Genomic DNA, 15,467 nt, shown 5'->3' with positions numbered 1-15,467 from the left:
AACCCGCTAAACCTATGAGCATGTCACCCCAAGCCCTCTACAACTGGTATCGCACCACCCTCCGCAACCCTAAATATCGGTGGTGGATTATTCTCGGCAGTTTGGCTTACCTCGTCAGCCCCTTAGACATCGCCCCTGACCTGATCCCGATTGTGGGGCAAATCGATGACATCGCGATTTTGACCCTGTTAATTAGCGAAGTTTCCCAAATGGTGCTCGACTTCGCTAAAGCGCGACAGAGTGAAGGTGTTACCCCCGATGATGGCATTGGCAGCACCGCCACCGTTGATGTGGATGCGGTCTCAGTGGAGGATTGACTTACTCCCCCGTTTAGAAAACGGGGGATTCTGGGATCAAACAGCAATAGCAGGCAACGCCTGTCTGACATCACCTAACCCAATGGCTGAAGCCCCAGCCACTTTAATATTCATCGCCGCATTCTCATCCCGGTCATTCTCTGTCGAGCAACTGGGACACCGCCAATGGCGAGTCTCTAAATCCAGATGCTCCAAAATATGACCACAACTTGAACAGGTCTTGCTCGAAGGGAACCAGCGGTCAACATAGACCACCCGCTTCCCCTTCTTCGTCGCCACCCACTCCAGGATTTGCAGAAACTCCCGAAACGCCAAATCACTCACCTTACGCCCCCAGAGCCGCTGCATCGCCTTGAGGTTCAAGGTTTCAAAACACAGCACATCAAACTGATTCGTCAGGCGGTGAGCCAACTTCCAGAACCAGTCCCGCCGTCGATGGGCAATATCTTCATGCTTGCGGGCTAAGTTCAATCGGGCACGTTCCCGATGGGCTGAACCCTTTTGCTTACGGGACAACTCTCGACTCGCTTTGCGAACCGAGTTAAGTGACTGCTTGAAGAACAAGGGGGCATCAATCTTGAATCCCTCAGAACAGGTCAAGAAGGTCTTAAGTCCAAAATCAAAACCAGCAATGTTACCTGTCTCGGTTTTGACTTGGGGTTCTGACAGGGTATCTACCGTGACAATCATGAACAGTTCTCCCAAGGGAGTTCGTTTAATCGTCACGGTCTTGACCTTGCCCTCAATGGGGCGAGAGTGCCAATATTGATAGACTTTGTTGCCAATCCTGACCCGGTTGCCACCGAGGAATTTGTACCCAGCTTGCTTGAGGGTGAAGGATTTGTATTTTCGGGTTTTCTTAAAGTTTGGCAGGCGAACGCCTTTTTTGTTGTGTTTGAAGAACAGTTGATACGCTTTCTCAATTCGTTGGCAGATATCCTGTACGGCTTGAGAACCCACCTGCAACCACCAGGGGTTCCGTTTACGGAGCTTGGCGATGTGTTTTTGTAGTCGGGCGCAGTTCAAGTGCTTGCCCCACATTCGGTAGTACCGTTTGTGGAGGGCAACACAATGGTTGTAGATACGCCCTGCGGCATTGATTGTCCGCTTGAGGTATCTATTCCGCTTATGCTGGTAGAGCTTGAACTTGAGCGTTTTCATGGTTGCTATGATACCTCGGTATCACGGCTGAATAAATTCAGCCCTTCGCTTATATCCCCCGTTTGGAAAACGGGGGCTTTACGCTTTACATTCGTAACTCTAGTCGTAACATTTCGGTGGCGGGTGTGGCGGGTGTTTGTACCATTGGATCTCTCCAAGCCTAAGAGATGGGCTGGTTTGATTCTAGGCGATCGCCCCCAATCCCTCCACCCTTGCGAGGCTGGAGGGAAACCCCATCATTGCCCTGACCGGAGAGCCTGTAGACAGGCGGGATCGAGGCCGTGGAGGGTCTTTTCGATGCGGGCTTCCCAGGAATAGGACTGCACCGCGTTCCAGGGGTAGAGGCCTTGGGGAGTCCAGGCGGGTTGGGTCGTTAGGGTTTTGCGGAGTTGGAGCGCGAAGTCTTGGGGGTTGTCGGGTTCGGCCCAAGCGGTGATTAAGGGGGAGGTTTGGAATTCGCGCAGGGGTGGGATGGTGGTGGAGATGATATTACGCCCGGCGGCGATGTAGTCAAAGAGTTTCATGGGGGAGGTGAAGTTGGCCGCGTTGCCCGCGTGGTGGGGATAGACCAGAATATCGGCGGCTTGGAGCAGGGGGGCGAGGCGATCGTGGCTGAGGTAGCCGAGGAGAGAGACGTTAGTGAGGTGGCGGGTTTTGAGTTCGGCTTCGTAATGGGCGATCTGGGTGGGAGGGCCACCGGCCAGGGCGAATTGAACATCGGGAAACTGGGGGGCAATGTCGAGGATGATATCAATGCCTTTGAAGGGTTCGAGAGCACCGGCATAGACGACGAGGGATTGATCGGCGGTGAGGAGGCGATCGCGCCACGCCTGCGCCTGGTCGGGGTGTCGTTCGTAAAATCCCCGGTTAAACCCATTATGAAATTGGCGGATTTTCTCCGGGGGCATCCCATTGGCGATTAAATTGTCTCGCACCGGAGTCGCCACGGTCACCGTGGCATGGAGGAGGGGACTCTGGACGATCTCCGGCTCGTAGCGTTTTGTTTCGCAGTGGTCGCGCTCATAGATGGCGGGAATGCCCTGCTGAATCGCGGCTTTGACAAAATTCCAATCGCGACTATGCACCAAGCCCGTCTGCTGGCGCAGATGCAGGGGTAGATGGTATTTACAGACGACGGTGCTGCGGTTGGTGAGTTTGCCGAGGAGGCCGGGGAGGCGATCGCCCCCCCTTAGCACAGCCAACTCTGCCGTTTGTAAGTCGGCTTGCAATTGATAATAGGCCCGCAGATCCGCCGCCGCCCCTTGGGGGTGAAATCCGGCCACCCAACGCCAAACGCGCCGGGTAGGGCGTGGGTACACTAACACCGCCCGATAGCCCAGATTCGCCGCCGCGTTGGCAAGATGAACCATCTGCACGAGATACGCCCCCGACATCGGTAGAGTCTCGCGCACATAGAACAGGTAATAACGCCTCATGACAGCCTAGGACGTTGCAGCAGAATCCGGGTCGGGATCAGGGATTGTGTTTTCACTACTGGGCAATTCTAAACAGTAGCCCGCACCATAAACGGTTTTGATGTAGCAGGGATGCCGGGGATCAGGTTCAATTTTGGTGCGCAAATGCCGGATATGAACCCGAATCGTCTCAATGTCGTCATCGGGATCGTAGCCCCAGACTTCTTTGAGAATTTCGCTCGGTGATACGGTTTGCCCGTGGCGTTGCAGCAGACAGTGAAGCAATTCAAATTCAAGATGGGTGAGTTTAACGGTTTTGTTAAACCAAATGGCTTCAAACCGTTCCGGAATCAGGGTTAACGGGCCATAGTTGAGAATTTCGGAATGCTTGGCGGCTTGGGGAATGCGATCAGTGCGGCGCAATAAGGCCCGCACTCGCGCCAACATTTCTTCAAGCTCAAAGGGTTTCGTGAGATAGTCATCGGCTCCAGCGTTAAAGCCACCGACTTTATCTTGGGTTTGATCGAGGGCTGTCAACATCAAAACTGGGATATCGGTGGTGCGAGCATCCCGTCGTAGGCGTTGACAGATGGTAAAGCCATCGACTTTGGGAAGCATCAGGTCAAGCAGGATCAAATCCGGTTGGAGTTGGACTGCGAGGGCCTGGCCTTTGATGCCATCACTGGCTAGATTGACATCATAACCAGCCATCTCCAGATTGATGGAGACGAGTTCTGAGATTGCGGGATCATCATCAATGACCAATATTCGGGGCATGACCTACAGGAATGTCAACACGATTCATTACAGATTGCTACGAACTGTAGCAATAAATGAACGATGTTTTGATTATACGCGCTAATTTTGCATCTTCCCCAGGTGGGGATCGGGATTCGCGGCGAGGCTGGGGGGTGGGGGGTGAAGCGGGGTGACGGGGGGTGACGGGGGCGATCGCATCGCGGGGGAGCAATGAGAGGCAGAGTCAGAGCGAGAGGGGATGGGGTTTCTCTGGACGGGGACGATCGCAGTTTGGGGCAATTGGGGCGGGATCGGCCTCCCTTGCTAAGTTAACAAATGTTGATAATTGGGGCAAGGTGGCGGGCAGCGGTGGGGTTTAACGCGGTTGAGGGGTGCGATCGCGCTGCGCGGTTAAGCGTTCGGCATTGTCCAAAATAACGCCCACCTGTCGATTGAACACCTGCATATAGCGTTGGTCATGGGCATCAAAACCGGTGTGGAGATAGTCCGGGATGCCGTGGGGGGGGTGGGTTCTTGCCTGTGGAGGTTGGGGCGAATTTTATTGACGAGTTGAGTGACGGCAATCAGTTCGCCTTGGGGATTCCACACCGGCAGACAGAGGAGGCTACAGGTGCGATAGCCGGTGCAGCGATCGATGGTTTTGGCGGTGGCGGATTGGGGGTGATCGTAGAGGTCGTAGGGAATATTGACGGGTAGGGTATGTTGGGCGACCCAGCCCGCGTAGCCTTCGCCGAGGTTGAGGCGGAGTTCGCGGGTTGTGCCGTTGATCGAGGTGATTTTTGTCCAGAGTTCTTGGCGATCGCGGTCGAGGAGCCACAGGGTGCTGCGATCGGCGTTGAGCAGATCTTGGGCCGCGGTCATGACTTGGTGAATCACGCCGTCAATGGTGAGTTTGCCTTGGGAGACGGAGCGGGTGGCGGCCATGAGGGCGGCGGCGATGCGTTGTTGCTTGGCGGTGCGGTGGTAGGCGCGGAAACTTTCGAGGATCATCCGCATCAGGGGGGTGTTGTCTAAAAAGCGGCTGATGTCGGCGGTGGTGAAGCCGGCGGGGTCGATGCGTTGGGCGAGGGGGGCGGTGCGATCGTGGAAGCGTTGGAGTTTGTTGAGGCATTGGACGACGGCGATCAGGTTGCCTTGCTCATTGAGCAAGGGAACGGCCACGAGGGTATAGGTGCGATAGTTATTTTTGCGATCCTGGATTTGGGCGATCGCCGACCGGGGATCATCATAAAAATCGTAGGGAATATTCAAAATCTGACGACACCGCGCCGTTTCCCCCACAATGCCCTGATCCGCCGGAATCCGAATTTCTAAATCATTGGTGCCGTCCGCCTCCGCCAAGATTGACCAAAATTCCTGATTGTCTTCATCAAGCAAAAAAATGGTGGTGCGATCGGCATTTAACGCCCGTCCCACCCGCAGCGTAATCGATCGCAAGGTGGTATCGAGAATATCGTCAAAGCCATTCCCATCCATGACTTGATTGAGGAGGTCGAGGGTTTGGCTCACCGCATTGTCGGAACGCGGTTGGGCTTGGCGTTGCATCTGTTCGAGTTGTCGGGCATTGTGGAGAGCGATCCCCACTTGGGTATTAAAAATCTTGAGGTATTGTTGACTGTTGCGATCGAAACTGGCTTGGAAGGCGTAGGGGGCAGCGGGCCAGTTTCTCGCGTCGTAGGGTTCCTGTGCTCCGGGGCGGCGTTTATTCACCAATTGGGTCACGCCCAATAATTCCCCGTCGGGACTCCACACCGGTAGGCAAAGGAGGCTACAGGTGCGATAACCGGTCTGTTGGTCAGTTTGCTGGGCGATGACGGAGTCGGGATGGTCGTAGAGGTCGTAGGGAATGTTGAGGGGTTGCCCGGTGGCGGCGACTTGTCCGGCAAAGCCTTGGCTGACGGGGATGCGGATCGTGTGGACGGAGCCATCACTAAAGGGAATCTCTGTCCAGAGTTGGTCGTTACGGTCATCAAGGAGCCAGAGGGTGCTGCGATCGGCGTTCATGAGGCGTTTGGCGGCGGCCATGACGCGGCGGATGATGTCTTGGGTGTTGAGGCTGCTGTGGGCGACGGTGCGGGTGGCTTCGGCGATCGCTTCAGAAATATGGAGGCGCTGGGTAAAGCTGTAGCAGTCTTGGCAACGCTTGAGCATCCGATGGAGGGCGGGGGCGGCGGTGTTGAGGCGATCGCGATCGCGTTCGGTAAACCCATTGAGGTCAATGCGTTCCACGAGGGGTAACTCTGGACGGGAGGGAACTTTGAGCTTATTCATCACCTGAATAAAGGCGACAATTTCCCCCGTTTCATCCCGCAACGGCAGCGTCAATTCATTGCGAAACAGTGCCGTTTGGGCTTGAACATTGGCCACAATCACCCCCCAATCGTTGGCCGTGGTTCTCGACACATGCACCGCCTTTTTATAGATCATGACACGCTCTGGGGTGGCAGTCTCGGCAAAAAGTTGAATCTTGGTGCTGTGGCTGACCGTGGTTTGGGTCAAGATCGACCAGAGTTCATCGGTCTCCGAATTCAAAAAAAACAAGTTGACATGATCCGCCGCCAGCATTTCCCCCAGGTTGAGAATTAAAGTTCCCAAAATCGACCCCAACAGATCTTCAAAATCCTGGCCGGTCTGCCCCTTCAAAACGGTGAGTAATTGATGTTCTTGTTCCAGCACCAAGTTGATAAAATCCGGCTGGAGGGTGGCGATCGCCTCCTGTACCCACACCGCCGAAAACACCGCCTGATAAATCCGGTTCGCCACCCGCGCCCGCCCCGACTCGACCCGAATCAACCCCAGCACCTGCAACTCCTGCTGCACCGCGCTCCGTTCCACCGCTTCCCCTTGGCCTGTCACCACGGCCTGATACCCCTGTAAACGCGGCAATAGGTTAGGACCAGGGGCCAAAAGGCGATCGCAGATCAACCGCAGATGGGGCGGCTGATCGTGGCTTGCCCACGGGTCGAGCAGTTGCGTCGTGATCAACTGCGTTAGCCAGGCCCCTTGGCCATCCGCCGGAGGGGACTGGGGGGCTTGGACAATCAGCGCACAGAGTTTTTGGGTTAAAAACGGTTGTCCCCCCGTCCAGTCCAAAATCAACGCCATCATCGCCTCCGGATCGGGCACATGCTCCCGCAAGCCCTGCCAGAGGGGTTGAGTGGCCGCCAGGGCAAAGCCACCGGGGGTGATCCGAGAGCCGCATTGAGTGAGGAGGGCGCGACCGGCTCGATCTAACCCGTCCGGGGCGAGGGTATCCCCAAACAGGGCCACTCGAATTGTCCCGGACTCCCAGCAGCCCCGCAACACCGCAAAAAAGTCATTAGGACTAAACTGAAGTGTCCCCAAACGCTCCACATCATCAATAAACAGCACGATCGGGGCCTGGACGGTTGGGAAAATCAGGGTTTCGAGGAGTTCGCTGAATTGCTGTACCGGCGAGAGAAAGGCGCGATCGCGTAACCACACCCCCAACGACATCTCCACCCCCAACCGCAGCACCAACTGCTGCATGATGCCCCCATACCACTGTTGGGACGTGCTATCCTCACAGCCCATCTTCATCAATTCCAACGCCACACAGGCATAGCCCTCCCGCTGAAGGCGATCCATCACTCGCAATCGCAGGCTCGTTTTGCCCATCTGACCGGGGGCAAACACCCCACAGCAGCCCTCTCCCTTGAGAGCCATTTCCAACTCATGATCAACGGGGCGGACGACATAGCTAGGAGCATTGGGCTGGAGGGGGCCACCAACCGTGTAGAGATAAGGGGATAGAGGAGAAAACATGGTCATCAGTGATCCAAGCATTCAGTCATGCTTTAGGGTGATCTCGTTAAAGTTTGGCTTGGATTTATATCTTCCATGCTACGGTGTCGAGCGGATTGAGGACTGTGCTAGGGATTGCAATCTGTGCCCCATCCCGCTCAACTGCATTATCCCTTAGTCTTTAAAACTGAGGGGATGGTGACCACGTCCCTGGGCGATCCTGGGGTTGGGAGATTGCGGGGCATGGATGGGGAACGGTCCAACCGCTTGGTTGTTTTGGCTTGGATGAGAGAATAAGACAGCTGGCCATCCTGCGGTTGTATTGTCGAGGAATTAAGTAAAAATACGGACTGATTTCCGCTGGTTTTTTAGGGGATACTGGAGCAGTTGGGGTGAAATGAGGATCAGCAGACCCTGGGATGGTGCGATCGCGCCATAACCGCTTGCCTTCTGTTGTGTTCTGGGTCAAGGGTCTTGTCTCTGAACCATCCCCCTTGCCCGATCAGAGGCAACTGGTGTCTAAGGTGGATCTCAGGGAACGCATGGTGTTCAAGATGGTTGATCGTGAAATTCAATATTGTCGTCAACAGTTGCGGCGGGGCTATGCCCAAACCTACGAGCAGATTCACCCGGACTATGGTGAGGTGTTGGGTGATGTGGCTACAACGGTGCTGACGGCGATCGCGGCCAGTGATGCGGCGTACCATGATGTGGAGCATACGATCCTGGTGACCTTAACGGGCCAAGAAATCCTGCGGGGCAAGCAGCAGCAGGATGGTGGCGTGACTCCGGAGGACTGGTTTCACGGCCTCCTCGCCTTGCTCTGCCATGATGTGGGCTATTTGAAAGGCATTTGTCAGGGCGATCGCCCCCAATACCACCTCTACACCACGGGCGTGGGTAGCCGCATGGTCACCCTCACCCCAGACCAAACCGACGCAAGCCTCACCCCCTACCATGTGGATCGGGGTCAGCGCTTTGTGGCAGAACAGTTTAGGGATCATCCCCTGATCGATGTGAAGCGTGTCCAAGATGGCATCGAACTGACCCGTTTTCCCGTTCCATCCGGAACTCGTTACGATGACACCCGTGGCTATCCGGGGTTAATCCGAGCGGCGGATCTCCTGGGGCAATTGGCAGACCCGCGCTATTTGGATAAACTGCCCGCGCTGTTTCAAGAATTTGCCGAAAATGGCACCAATCAACAATTGGGGTATCAGCATCCGGGGGATTTGCGGGACGGTGTGCCGGGGTTTTTCTGGACGGTGGTTGCGCCCTATATTCAGGATGGGCTGAAATATCTCTGTGCGACCCAAGGGGGTAAGCAGGTGGTGGCCAATCTCTATGGGAATATTTTTTTAGTAGAGCATGAGTTACACTCGAAGGCGATGCAGCAACAGGCGGAGCACCTCAGCGGGATGCGATCGCCCTCTACGGCTCTTCCAGCCTAGTCCAGGTTGCTGCCGATGTCGGCCCTCACCCTGAACCCATGGCTCCAGACTTACCACTCCTCGCACTTGATTTTGATGGGGTCATCTGTGATGGGTTACTCGAATATTTTCAAACCACCTGTCGGGCCTATTCCGTTCTCTGGGGGAAAAGCCTCGATTTATCCCCCTGGGAAGCGGAATTTTGTCGCCTCCGCCCGGTGATTGAAAGTGGCTGGGAAATGCCGATACTGTTGCGAGCATTGGTCACGGGGGTTTCCGGTGACGCGATCGCTGACCATTGGGCCCCGATTCGTAATGAAATTGTTAAGGCCGAAGAGTGCGATCGTATCCATCTTGCCACCGTTGTTGATCACGTCCGCGACCAATGGATGCAAACGGATCTAGACGGCTGGCTTGCTCTCCACCGCTTCTATCCCGGCGTTCTCGATCGTCTGCGCACCTGGCTCGCCGCCGACACACCAGAACTGTGGATCATCAGCACCAAAGAAGGCCGCTTCATTGACCAACTCCTCCGGCAACAGGGCCTCAACTTTCCCCGCGCCCATATTTTCGGCAAAGAAGTCAAACGCCCCAAAGCCGACTCCCTGCGCCAATTACTCTTTCAAACCCCCCAAGCCTGGTTTATTGAAGACCGCCTCAGTACCCTAGAAAATATCGCCGACCAACCGGATCTGCGCATCGTTAAACTTTTCCTCGCCGACTGGGGCTACAACACCGCAGCCATGCGAGAGACTGCCCAACACCACGATCGCTTCCAACTCCTCTCCCTCGATCAGTTTCATCAAGACATCTCCCAGTGGTGCTAAGAACGGAGCATCGCGGGCTTAGCCGTCACCGTCGCCACCACAGTACAATCACGCCCCCCTTCCTTCGCCGCGTACAACGCCGCATCCGCCGCCTGTAAGAGATCACATTCCGTAGACCCATGGTGTGGAAATTCCGCAATGCCAATGGAAATGTTGACTTACTCCCCCGTTTAGAAAACGGGGGATTCTGGGATCAAACAGCAATAGCAGGCAACGCCTGTCTGACATCACCTAACCCAATGGCTGAAGCCCCAGCCACTTTAATATTCATCGCCGCATTCTCATCCCGGTCATTCTCTGTCGAGCAACTGGGACACCGCCAATGGCGAGTCTCTAAATCCAGATGCTCCAAAATATGACCACAACTTGAACAGGTCTTGCTCGAAGGGAACCAGCGGTCAACATAGACCACCCGCTTCCCCTTCTTCGTCGCCACCCACTCCAGGATTTGCAGAAACTCCCGAAACGCCAAATCACTCACCTTACGCCCCCAAAGCCGCTGCATCGCCTTGAGGTTCAAGGTTTCAAAACACAGCACATCAAACTGATTCGTCAGGCGGTGAGCCAACTTCCAGAACCAGTCCCGCCGTCGATGGGCAATATCTTCATGCTTGCGGGCTAAGTTCAATCGGGCACGTTCTCGATTCGCTGAACCCTTTTGCTTGCGAGATAATTCTCGACTTGCTTTGCGAACTGCATTGAGTGACTGCTTGAAGAACAAGGGGGCATCAATCTTGAATCCCTCCGAACAGGTCAGAAACGTCTTAAGTCCAAAATCAAAACCAGCAATGTTACCTGTCTCGGTTTTGACTTGGGGTCTGACAGGGTATCTACCGTGACAATCATGAACAGTTCTCCCAAGGGAGTTCGTTTAATCGTCACGGTCTTGACCTTGCCCTCAATGGGGCGAGAGTTCCAATATTGATAGACTTTGTTCCCAATCCTGACCCGGTTGCCACCGAGGAATTTGTACCCAGCTTGCTTGAGGGTGAAGGATTTGTACTTTCGGGTCTTCTTAAAGTTTGGCAGGCGAACGCCTTTTTTGTTGTGTTTGAAGAACAGTTGATACGCTTTCTCAATTCGTTGGCTGATATCCTGTACGGCTTGAGAACCCACTTGTAACCACCAGGGGTTCCGTTTCCGAAGCTTGGCGATGTGTTTTTGCAGTCGGGCGCAGTTCAAGTGCTTGCCCCACATTCGGTAGTACCGTTTGTGGAGGGCAACACAATGGTTGTAGATACGCCCTGCGGCATTGATTGTCCGCTTGAGGTATCTATTCCGCTTATGCTGGTAGAGCTTGAACTTGAGCGTTTTCATGGTTGCTATGATACCTCGGTATCACGGCTGAATAAATTCAGCCCTTCGCTTTATATCCCCCGTTTGGAAAACGGGGGCTTTACGCTTTACATTCGTAAGATCGTTCATACCCTTGACGCAATCACCACCATGAAAATTCTCATTGTGGAAGACAACGCCGAAATCGCTCAACTGTTGAGCGATACCTTGGCGCGGGAGGGGTTTGGGTGCGATCGCGCCGCCGACGGCCCCCAAGCCCTCCACCTTGTGCAAAGCATTCAGCCCGACCTAATCATCCTTGACCTGATGCTTCCCGGCCTCGACGGCCTCGAAGTCTGCACCCGTATTCGTCAAATGGGCCTCCCCAAAGACCCCTACATCCTAATGCTCACCGCCCGCAGCGACGAGATCGATCGCGTCATCGGCCTTTCCACCGGAGCCGATGACTATCTCGTCAAACCCTTCAGCCCCCGCGAACTCGTCGCCCGCGTCCGCGCCCTCCTGCGCCGTAGCCTGCGCGGCGAAAAAAGCCGCCTCCACCAAACCGCTCACTTCACCCTCGACCTCGATCAACACCTCGTCACCCGCCACAATCCCAGCCACGGCGACGAAATTCTTGACCTCACCGCCCTTGAATTCAACCTCCTCAGCGTCTTCCTCAGCTACCCCGGCCGCGTCTGGACACGCCCCCAACTGATCGAAAAACTCTGGGGGGATGACTTCTTTGGCGATGAGCGCGTCGTCGATACCCACGTTGGCCGCCTCCGGAAAAAAGTTGAATTCGACCCCTCCCAACCCCAATTCATCAAAACCGTCATCGGCCTCGGCTACAAATTTGAAGACGATGCCTAACCCCGCCCCTACCCCCCAACCCGGTACAATAACCACGGAGTACAATCGGTCATTCCTCACGCCCCATGGATATTAAAAACGGTTTTGTCGGTACAGTCGGAAACACACCCCTCCTTCGCCTCAACAGTTTTAGTGATGAAACCGGGTGTGAAATTCTGGGTAAAGCTGAGTTTTTAAATCCCGGCGGGTCTGTTAAAGACCGGGCCGCCCTCTACATCATCGAAGCGGCGGAAAAACAAGGACACTTAAAGCCCGGCGGCACCGTGGTTGAAGGCACTGCGGGCAACACCGGGATTGGCCTAGCCCATATCTGCAATGCCAAAGGCTACAAATGCCTGATCATCATCCCAGAAACCCAATCTCAAGAAAAAATGGATATGCTGCGCACCCTCGGCGCAGAGGTTCGCCCCGTGCCCGCCGTGCCCTATAAAGACCCCAACAACTACGTCAAACTGTCGGGCCGGGTGGCGGAGGAATTAGAAAACGGCATCTGGGCGAATCAGTTTGAAAACCTGGCGAATCGTAACGCCCACTACGAAACCACGGGCCCCGAACTCTGGGCCCAAACCGATGGCGCGATCGATGGTTGGGTGGCGGCGACGGGGACGGGGGGAACCTATGCCGGGGTCACTCTATTTTTGAAGGAGAAAAATCCGGACATTCGCTGTGTGGTGGCTGACCCGATGGGGAGCGGTCTTTATAGCTACGTGAAAACGGGGGAGATTAACCCCGAAGGCAGTTCAATCACTGAGGGGATTGGCAATAGCCGGATCACGGGCAATATGGAGGGTGTGCCTATTGATGACGCGATCCAAATTGACGATAAAGAATGTGTGCGGGTGCTGTACCAACTGCTCGAAAAAGAAGGGTTATTTATGGGCGGTTCCGTGGGGATTAATGTGGCGGCGGCCTATGCGTTGGCGAAGGAGATGGGGCCGGGTCATACGATCGCAACGGTACTGTGTGATGGCGGTTCGCGCTATCAATCGAAGCTCTATAACCCGGATTGGTTGGTGAGCCGGGGCTTATATCCCCACGCTTAAACGCGATCGCAGTTCCGATGGGTGTCAGCCCTATTCCAGGGTTTACCCTGAAAATGGCAAAGTGTGGCGATCAGGAGAGATGTAGGTTATGGCTTCTCAGTGGGAAAATTTATTGCAAAATGCGGGGACGTGGGAGGGAACGTTTATCCGGTTAAGTCCGGAGGGGGCGATCGCTAGTCAAACTCCGTCGCGGCTTTGTTTGGAACAGTTGGGCGATCGCGCTGCCCGCTTTGAGTTGACCCGCTTCCCCGCCGATGCCCCGTCTACCACCCACCGCAACGAATTCGCGACCCTTTCCCGCAGTGTTTTGTTTGGGAATGATGGCTCATTTACCAAAGGATCAATGCAATGGAGTCCTGTGTCAGATTTTGGCACTGAATTTGGCTTAACCCAGCCCGAAGCCCGTTTACGGTTGGTGCAGATGTATCAGCGGGGCGGGGAGTTGGATTATTTGGTGTTGATTACGGAAACGCGGGCGGGGTGTGATCCGGTGGTGCGTCCGACGTTGACGATGGAGCAGTTGGTGGGAACCTGGCAGGGAGAAGCGGTGACCTATCACCAAGATTGGACGGTGTCATCGTTCCCGACCCATTTAACCATCACCCAAACCGCCCCCGACACGATCGCCCAAACCCTCACCTATGGGTCAAGTCCAGCGATCGCATCCCAAGGGCAACGAGTGGGCGATCGCCTCCTCTTCACCCAAAGTGAACTGTCCTATCAATTATTGCTATTACCCCATGGTGGTTCATCCCTCTGTCCGCAACGGATTCCCCGCGTCACCGCCTTTGTCTGTGAATTGGGCTGGCTCCTCAATCCGACAACACGCCTGCGCTTAGTGCGCCAATACGATCGCACCGGGGCTTGGCTGAATCAAACCTGGATCAAAGAATGCAAAATGGCTGAGTGATGTTGAGCCAAGTACAGATCAGAAGATCCTCGCCCCGTGGGAGAGGGGTTTGGGGTGAAGGTCATGAGTGAACAAGCTGTAAAACCTGGAGTTATAGCGATCCTAAATCAATCGGAGATCTGATCTCCTCATCAACAAGGGACTGAAGCCCCTTACGAGCGTGATGCGTAAAGCCCCCTGAATTTTATTCGGGGGATATAAGCGAATAATCGAATTGATTTGGTGGTGATACGATAAAAGCGTTCGCTAGCGCGAAGTAAAATTCCGGGGTGAGCACCGTATGGGCAGGGCGTTGTCCATTGGGCTAGGCAAGATAAGACGGGCTACGCCTGCAATTGCTGTCTGAACCCAGAATCCCCCGTCATTTATGCGGGGGAGTACGTCAACTGTTCATGAATCAAATAGGATTGCTATAAGCTGATCGGCAGCTAACTTGCATCCTCATTGTTCTGAGTCTCTTTATAAGAGAGCTTTAGGGTGAGTGGCACAGTGTAGCTTGAATGCTGATTCGCTTCACTGGAAACAAGTCACGAAAAAAGAGAGAGAACAATTCAATGTCACTCTCTCTTTTTCCTAATCCTAGAAACTGTGAGTAAAGTCTTAAAAGTTCCTTGCCTTGGCTAAATCACTTGAATTTTAGATTTAACGACGGACAAAGCCCAGAACCACTCACAGAGTCCTAAGCTTCTTTTTCGATGTAGATAAACAGCAGTCCCATGGTGACGAGCGGCATCAGCCAGCAGACCATCGGAATCAGAATCCAGGGAAGAAAGGAAGCAGCGTAATCACCAGTCATGTCTATAACGCTCCAATTTCAAAAAAGTTTAGGTTAACAGTGCCAAGCAATTCAAATCCAAACATCGAGGACTAGTTGACAAATCCACGCAGAATAGCGTCAACAGCCTCGAAATTGTCCAACAAGAAAAATGCCAAAAATGCACTTCCCATGCCACCGACAAAAAATCCAGCCGTGAACTCACTCCAGCCCTTGGAACTTTGCAGGGAGTCCTGGTTGTTGGATGATTGGTCTTGGAAGCTGACTAATCCATAGGCAGCTAAACAAGCTGTGGCAATGAGCAACAGGGTTCCGCCGCAAATCAAGCCGTTGAGGTTAGCGAACTCCGTACCCCGTTGGGTGCCGAGCATGACCCAGGGGCCACCGATAAAGTAGCCATGAGCCATGCCAATCTCTAGGCCTCGCAGTAGCGGCGACAGGCCAGGACGGTAGGCGGGAAGGTTGCCAATAAAGGCACGAGTGAAGGCCGAGTCACTAATGGGTGTGGACAGATGACCCATTTGAGGGTCACCCTGATAAGGCTTCACCATCTGATTGCTGGTGGACATTGTCATGAAAATTTCTCCTATTCTCCAAAATTCTTGATTAAAGAACTTTAAGCTAATATTCTAGAGACGTGTGGGCGATTTCGTCCCAAAAGCATTAAATAACTTTAGAAAAGTTCATTGAAATCGGAACCCTGGACGGACGTTTGGCTCTGGGGCCCCTTAAATGTATGGGGCAAAAGTCTAATCCAGCAAGAGAGTGAGATCAAACAAATGCGGTTTTTAAGTCCTGGTAAGCCAGGCCCAGATCAAAAATCAGGTCGAGGGTCAAAACATCGCTGAAACCGTTACTTGATACTTAGTGAAACAAATGCCTGGCCGTGGATAGATTTGAGCCAAATATTAGCCTGA

At 54.2% G+C, this 15,467-nt stretch carries 13 protein-coding genes and 1 pseudogene; 6 read left to right on the top strand and 8 right to left on the bottom strand.

The genetic code is table 11. The annotated features are described in order from the left end of the window. Positions 1–14: 14 nt before the first annotated feature. Complete coding sequence (locus tag SPI6313_RS18370) at positions 15–317, top strand: YkvA family protein (RefSeq protein ID WP_072622296.1); 303 nt, start codon at positions 15–17, stop codon at positions 315–317. A gap of 36 nt (positions 318–353) precedes the next feature. On the opposite strand, the gene SPI6313_RS18365 is transcribed toward SPI6313_RS18370, so the two are convergent. From SPI6313_RS18365 to SPI6313_RS18350, 4 genes are all read right to left on the bottom strand, one after another. Beyond that, positions 354–1,478: an RNA-guided endonuclease InsQ/TnpB family protein gene (locus SPI6313_RS18365; protein WP_072622295.1), complete on the bottom strand. Its 1,125-nt coding sequence runs from the start codon at positions 1,476–1,478 to the stop codon at positions 354–356. Positions 1,479–1,714: 236 nt separating this feature from the next. Continuing rightward, a complete protein-coding gene (locus SPI6313_RS18360) occupies positions 1,715–2,914 on the bottom strand; it encodes a glycosyltransferase (RefSeq protein WP_072622294.1) in 1,200 nt (399 codons plus the stop codon). Between the two features lie 6 nt (positions 2,915–2,920). Next, a complete protein-coding gene (locus tag SPI6313_RS18355) occupies positions 2,921–3,670 on the bottom strand; it encodes a response regulator transcription factor (protein WP_072622293.1) in 750 nt (249 codons plus the stop codon). A 372-nt stretch (positions 3,671–4,042) separates the two neighbouring features. Next, positions 4,043–7,438 carry a GAF domain-containing protein gene (locus SPI6313_RS18350; RefSeq protein WP_217650656.1) on the bottom strand — a complete coding sequence of 1,132 codons (3,396 nt, stop codon included), beginning with the start codon at positions 7,436–7,438 and terminating at the stop codon, positions 4,043–4,045. 524 nt (positions 7,439–7,962) lie between these two features. On the opposite strand from SPI6313_RS18350, the gene SPI6313_RS18345 reads away from it, so the two are divergent. Continuing rightward, complete coding sequence (locus SPI6313_RS18345; RefSeq protein ID WP_425443131.1) at positions 7,963–8,868, top strand: Npun_R2479 family HD domain-containing metalloprotein; 906 nt, start codon at positions 7,963–7,965, stop codon at positions 8,866–8,868. Between the two features lie 38 nt (positions 8,869–8,906). Then, entirely contained in the window at positions 8,907–9,674 is a 768-nt protein-coding gene (locus tag SPI6313_RS18340; protein WP_072622291.1) for an HAD family hydrolase, read from the top strand. Here SPI6313_RS18340 and SPI6313_RS25215 read toward each other — a convergent pair. Together SPI6313_RS25215 and SPI6313_RS25210 are read right to left on the bottom strand one after the other, a co-directional pair. Next, positions 9,671–9,820 carry a hypothetical protein gene (locus SPI6313_RS25215; protein WP_342751676.1) on the bottom strand — a complete coding sequence of 50 codons (150 nt, stop codon included), beginning with the start codon at positions 9,818–9,820 and terminating at the stop codon, positions 9,671–9,673. The two genes, SPI6313_RS18340 and SPI6313_RS25215, sit on opposite strands and share 4 nt — an antisense overlap. A 47-nt stretch (positions 9,821–9,867) precedes the next feature. After that, positions 9,868–10,991: pseudogene (locus tag SPI6313_RS25210) on the bottom strand (RNA-guided endonuclease InsQ/TnpB family protein). 129 nt (positions 10,992–11,120) lie between these two features. On the opposite strand from SPI6313_RS25210, the gene SPI6313_RS18320 reads away from it, so the two are divergent. The 3 genes from SPI6313_RS18320 to SPI6313_RS18310 all read left to right on the top strand — a co-directional run bounded on the left by SPI6313_RS18320 (position 11,121) and on the right by SPI6313_RS18310 (position 13,775). Continuing rightward, positions 11,121–11,822, top strand: a complete 702-nt coding sequence (locus SPI6313_RS18320; RefSeq protein ID WP_072623224.1) for a response regulator transcription factor — start codon at positions 11,121–11,123, stop codon at positions 11,820–11,822. 65 nt (positions 11,823–11,887) lie between these two features. After that, entirely contained in the window at positions 11,888–12,865 is a 978-nt protein-coding gene (locus SPI6313_RS18315; protein ID WP_072622288.1) for a cysteine synthase A, read from the top strand. A gap of 88 nt (positions 12,866–12,953) precedes the next feature. Then, the gene (locus SPI6313_RS18310; protein WP_072622287.1) at positions 12,954–13,775 is read left to right on the top strand and encodes a DUF3598 family protein; all 822 of its coding nucleotides are present in this window, start codon (positions 12,954–12,956) and stop codon (positions 13,773–13,775) included. A 679-nt stretch (positions 13,776–14,454) separates the two neighbouring features. Here the strand turns inward: SPI6313_RS18310 and SPI6313_RS18305 are convergent. Then, on the bottom strand, positions 14,455–14,571 hold the full coding sequence (locus SPI6313_RS18305) for a photosystem I reaction center subunit VIII (protein ID WP_072622286.1): 117 nt from the start codon (positions 14,569–14,571) through the stop codon (positions 14,455–14,457). 71 nt (positions 14,572–14,642) lie between these two features. Next, complete coding sequence (locus SPI6313_RS18300; protein ID WP_072622285.1) at positions 14,643–15,125, bottom strand: photosystem I reaction center protein subunit XI; 483 nt, start codon at positions 15,123–15,125, stop codon at positions 14,643–14,645. Positions 15,126–15,467 lie beyond the last annotated feature (342 nt).

This window comes from Spirulina major PCC 6313 (genome assembly GCF_001890765.1).
GTDB lineage: Bacteria > Cyanobacteriota > Cyanobacteriia > Cyanobacteriales > Spirulinaceae > Spirulina > Spirulina major.
Note: the sequence above shows the minus strand (reverse complement) of the source record. Positions and strands in the feature narration are given on the sequence as shown.

Coding starts and splice junctions, on each gene's coding strand:
- SPI6313_RS18370 (WP_072622296.1), top strand. CDS start 15: ATGAGCATGTCACCCCAAGCCCTCTACAACTGGTATCGCACCACCCTC.
- SPI6313_RS18365 (WP_072622295.1), bottom strand. CDS start 1,478: ATGAAAACGCTCAAGTTCAAGCTCTACCAGCATAAGCGGAATAGATAC.
- SPI6313_RS18360 (WP_072622294.1), bottom strand. CDS start 2,914: ATGAGGCGTTATTACCTGTTCTATGTGCGCGAGACTCTACCGATGTCG.
- SPI6313_RS18355 (WP_072622293.1), bottom strand. CDS start 3,670: ATGCCCCGAATATTGGTCATTGATGATGATCCCGCAATCTCAGAACTC.
- SPI6313_RS18350 (WP_217650656.1), bottom strand. CDS start 7,438: ATGTTTTCTCCTCTATCCCCTTATCTCTACACGGTTGGTGGCCCCCTC.
- SPI6313_RS18340 (WP_072622291.1), top strand. CDS start 8,907: ATGGCTCCAGACTTACCACTCCTCGCACTTGATTTTGATGGGGTCATC.
- SPI6313_RS18320 (WP_072623224.1), top strand. CDS start 11,121: ATGAAAATTCTCATTGTGGAAGACAACGCCGAAATCGCTCAACTGTTG.
- SPI6313_RS18315 (WP_072622288.1), top strand. CDS start 11,888: ATGGATATTAAAAACGGTTTTGTCGGTACAGTCGGAAACACACCCCTC.
- SPI6313_RS18310 (WP_072622287.1), top strand. CDS start 12,954: ATGGCTTCTCAGTGGGAAAATTTATTGCAAAATGCGGGGACGTGGGAG.
- SPI6313_RS18305 (WP_072622286.1), bottom strand. CDS start 14,571: ATGACTGGTGATTACGCTGCTTCCTTTCTTCCCTGGATTCTGATTCCG.
- SPI6313_RS18300 (WP_072622285.1), bottom strand. CDS start 15,125: ATGACAATGTCCACCAGCAATCAGATGGTGAAGCCTTATCAGGGTGAC.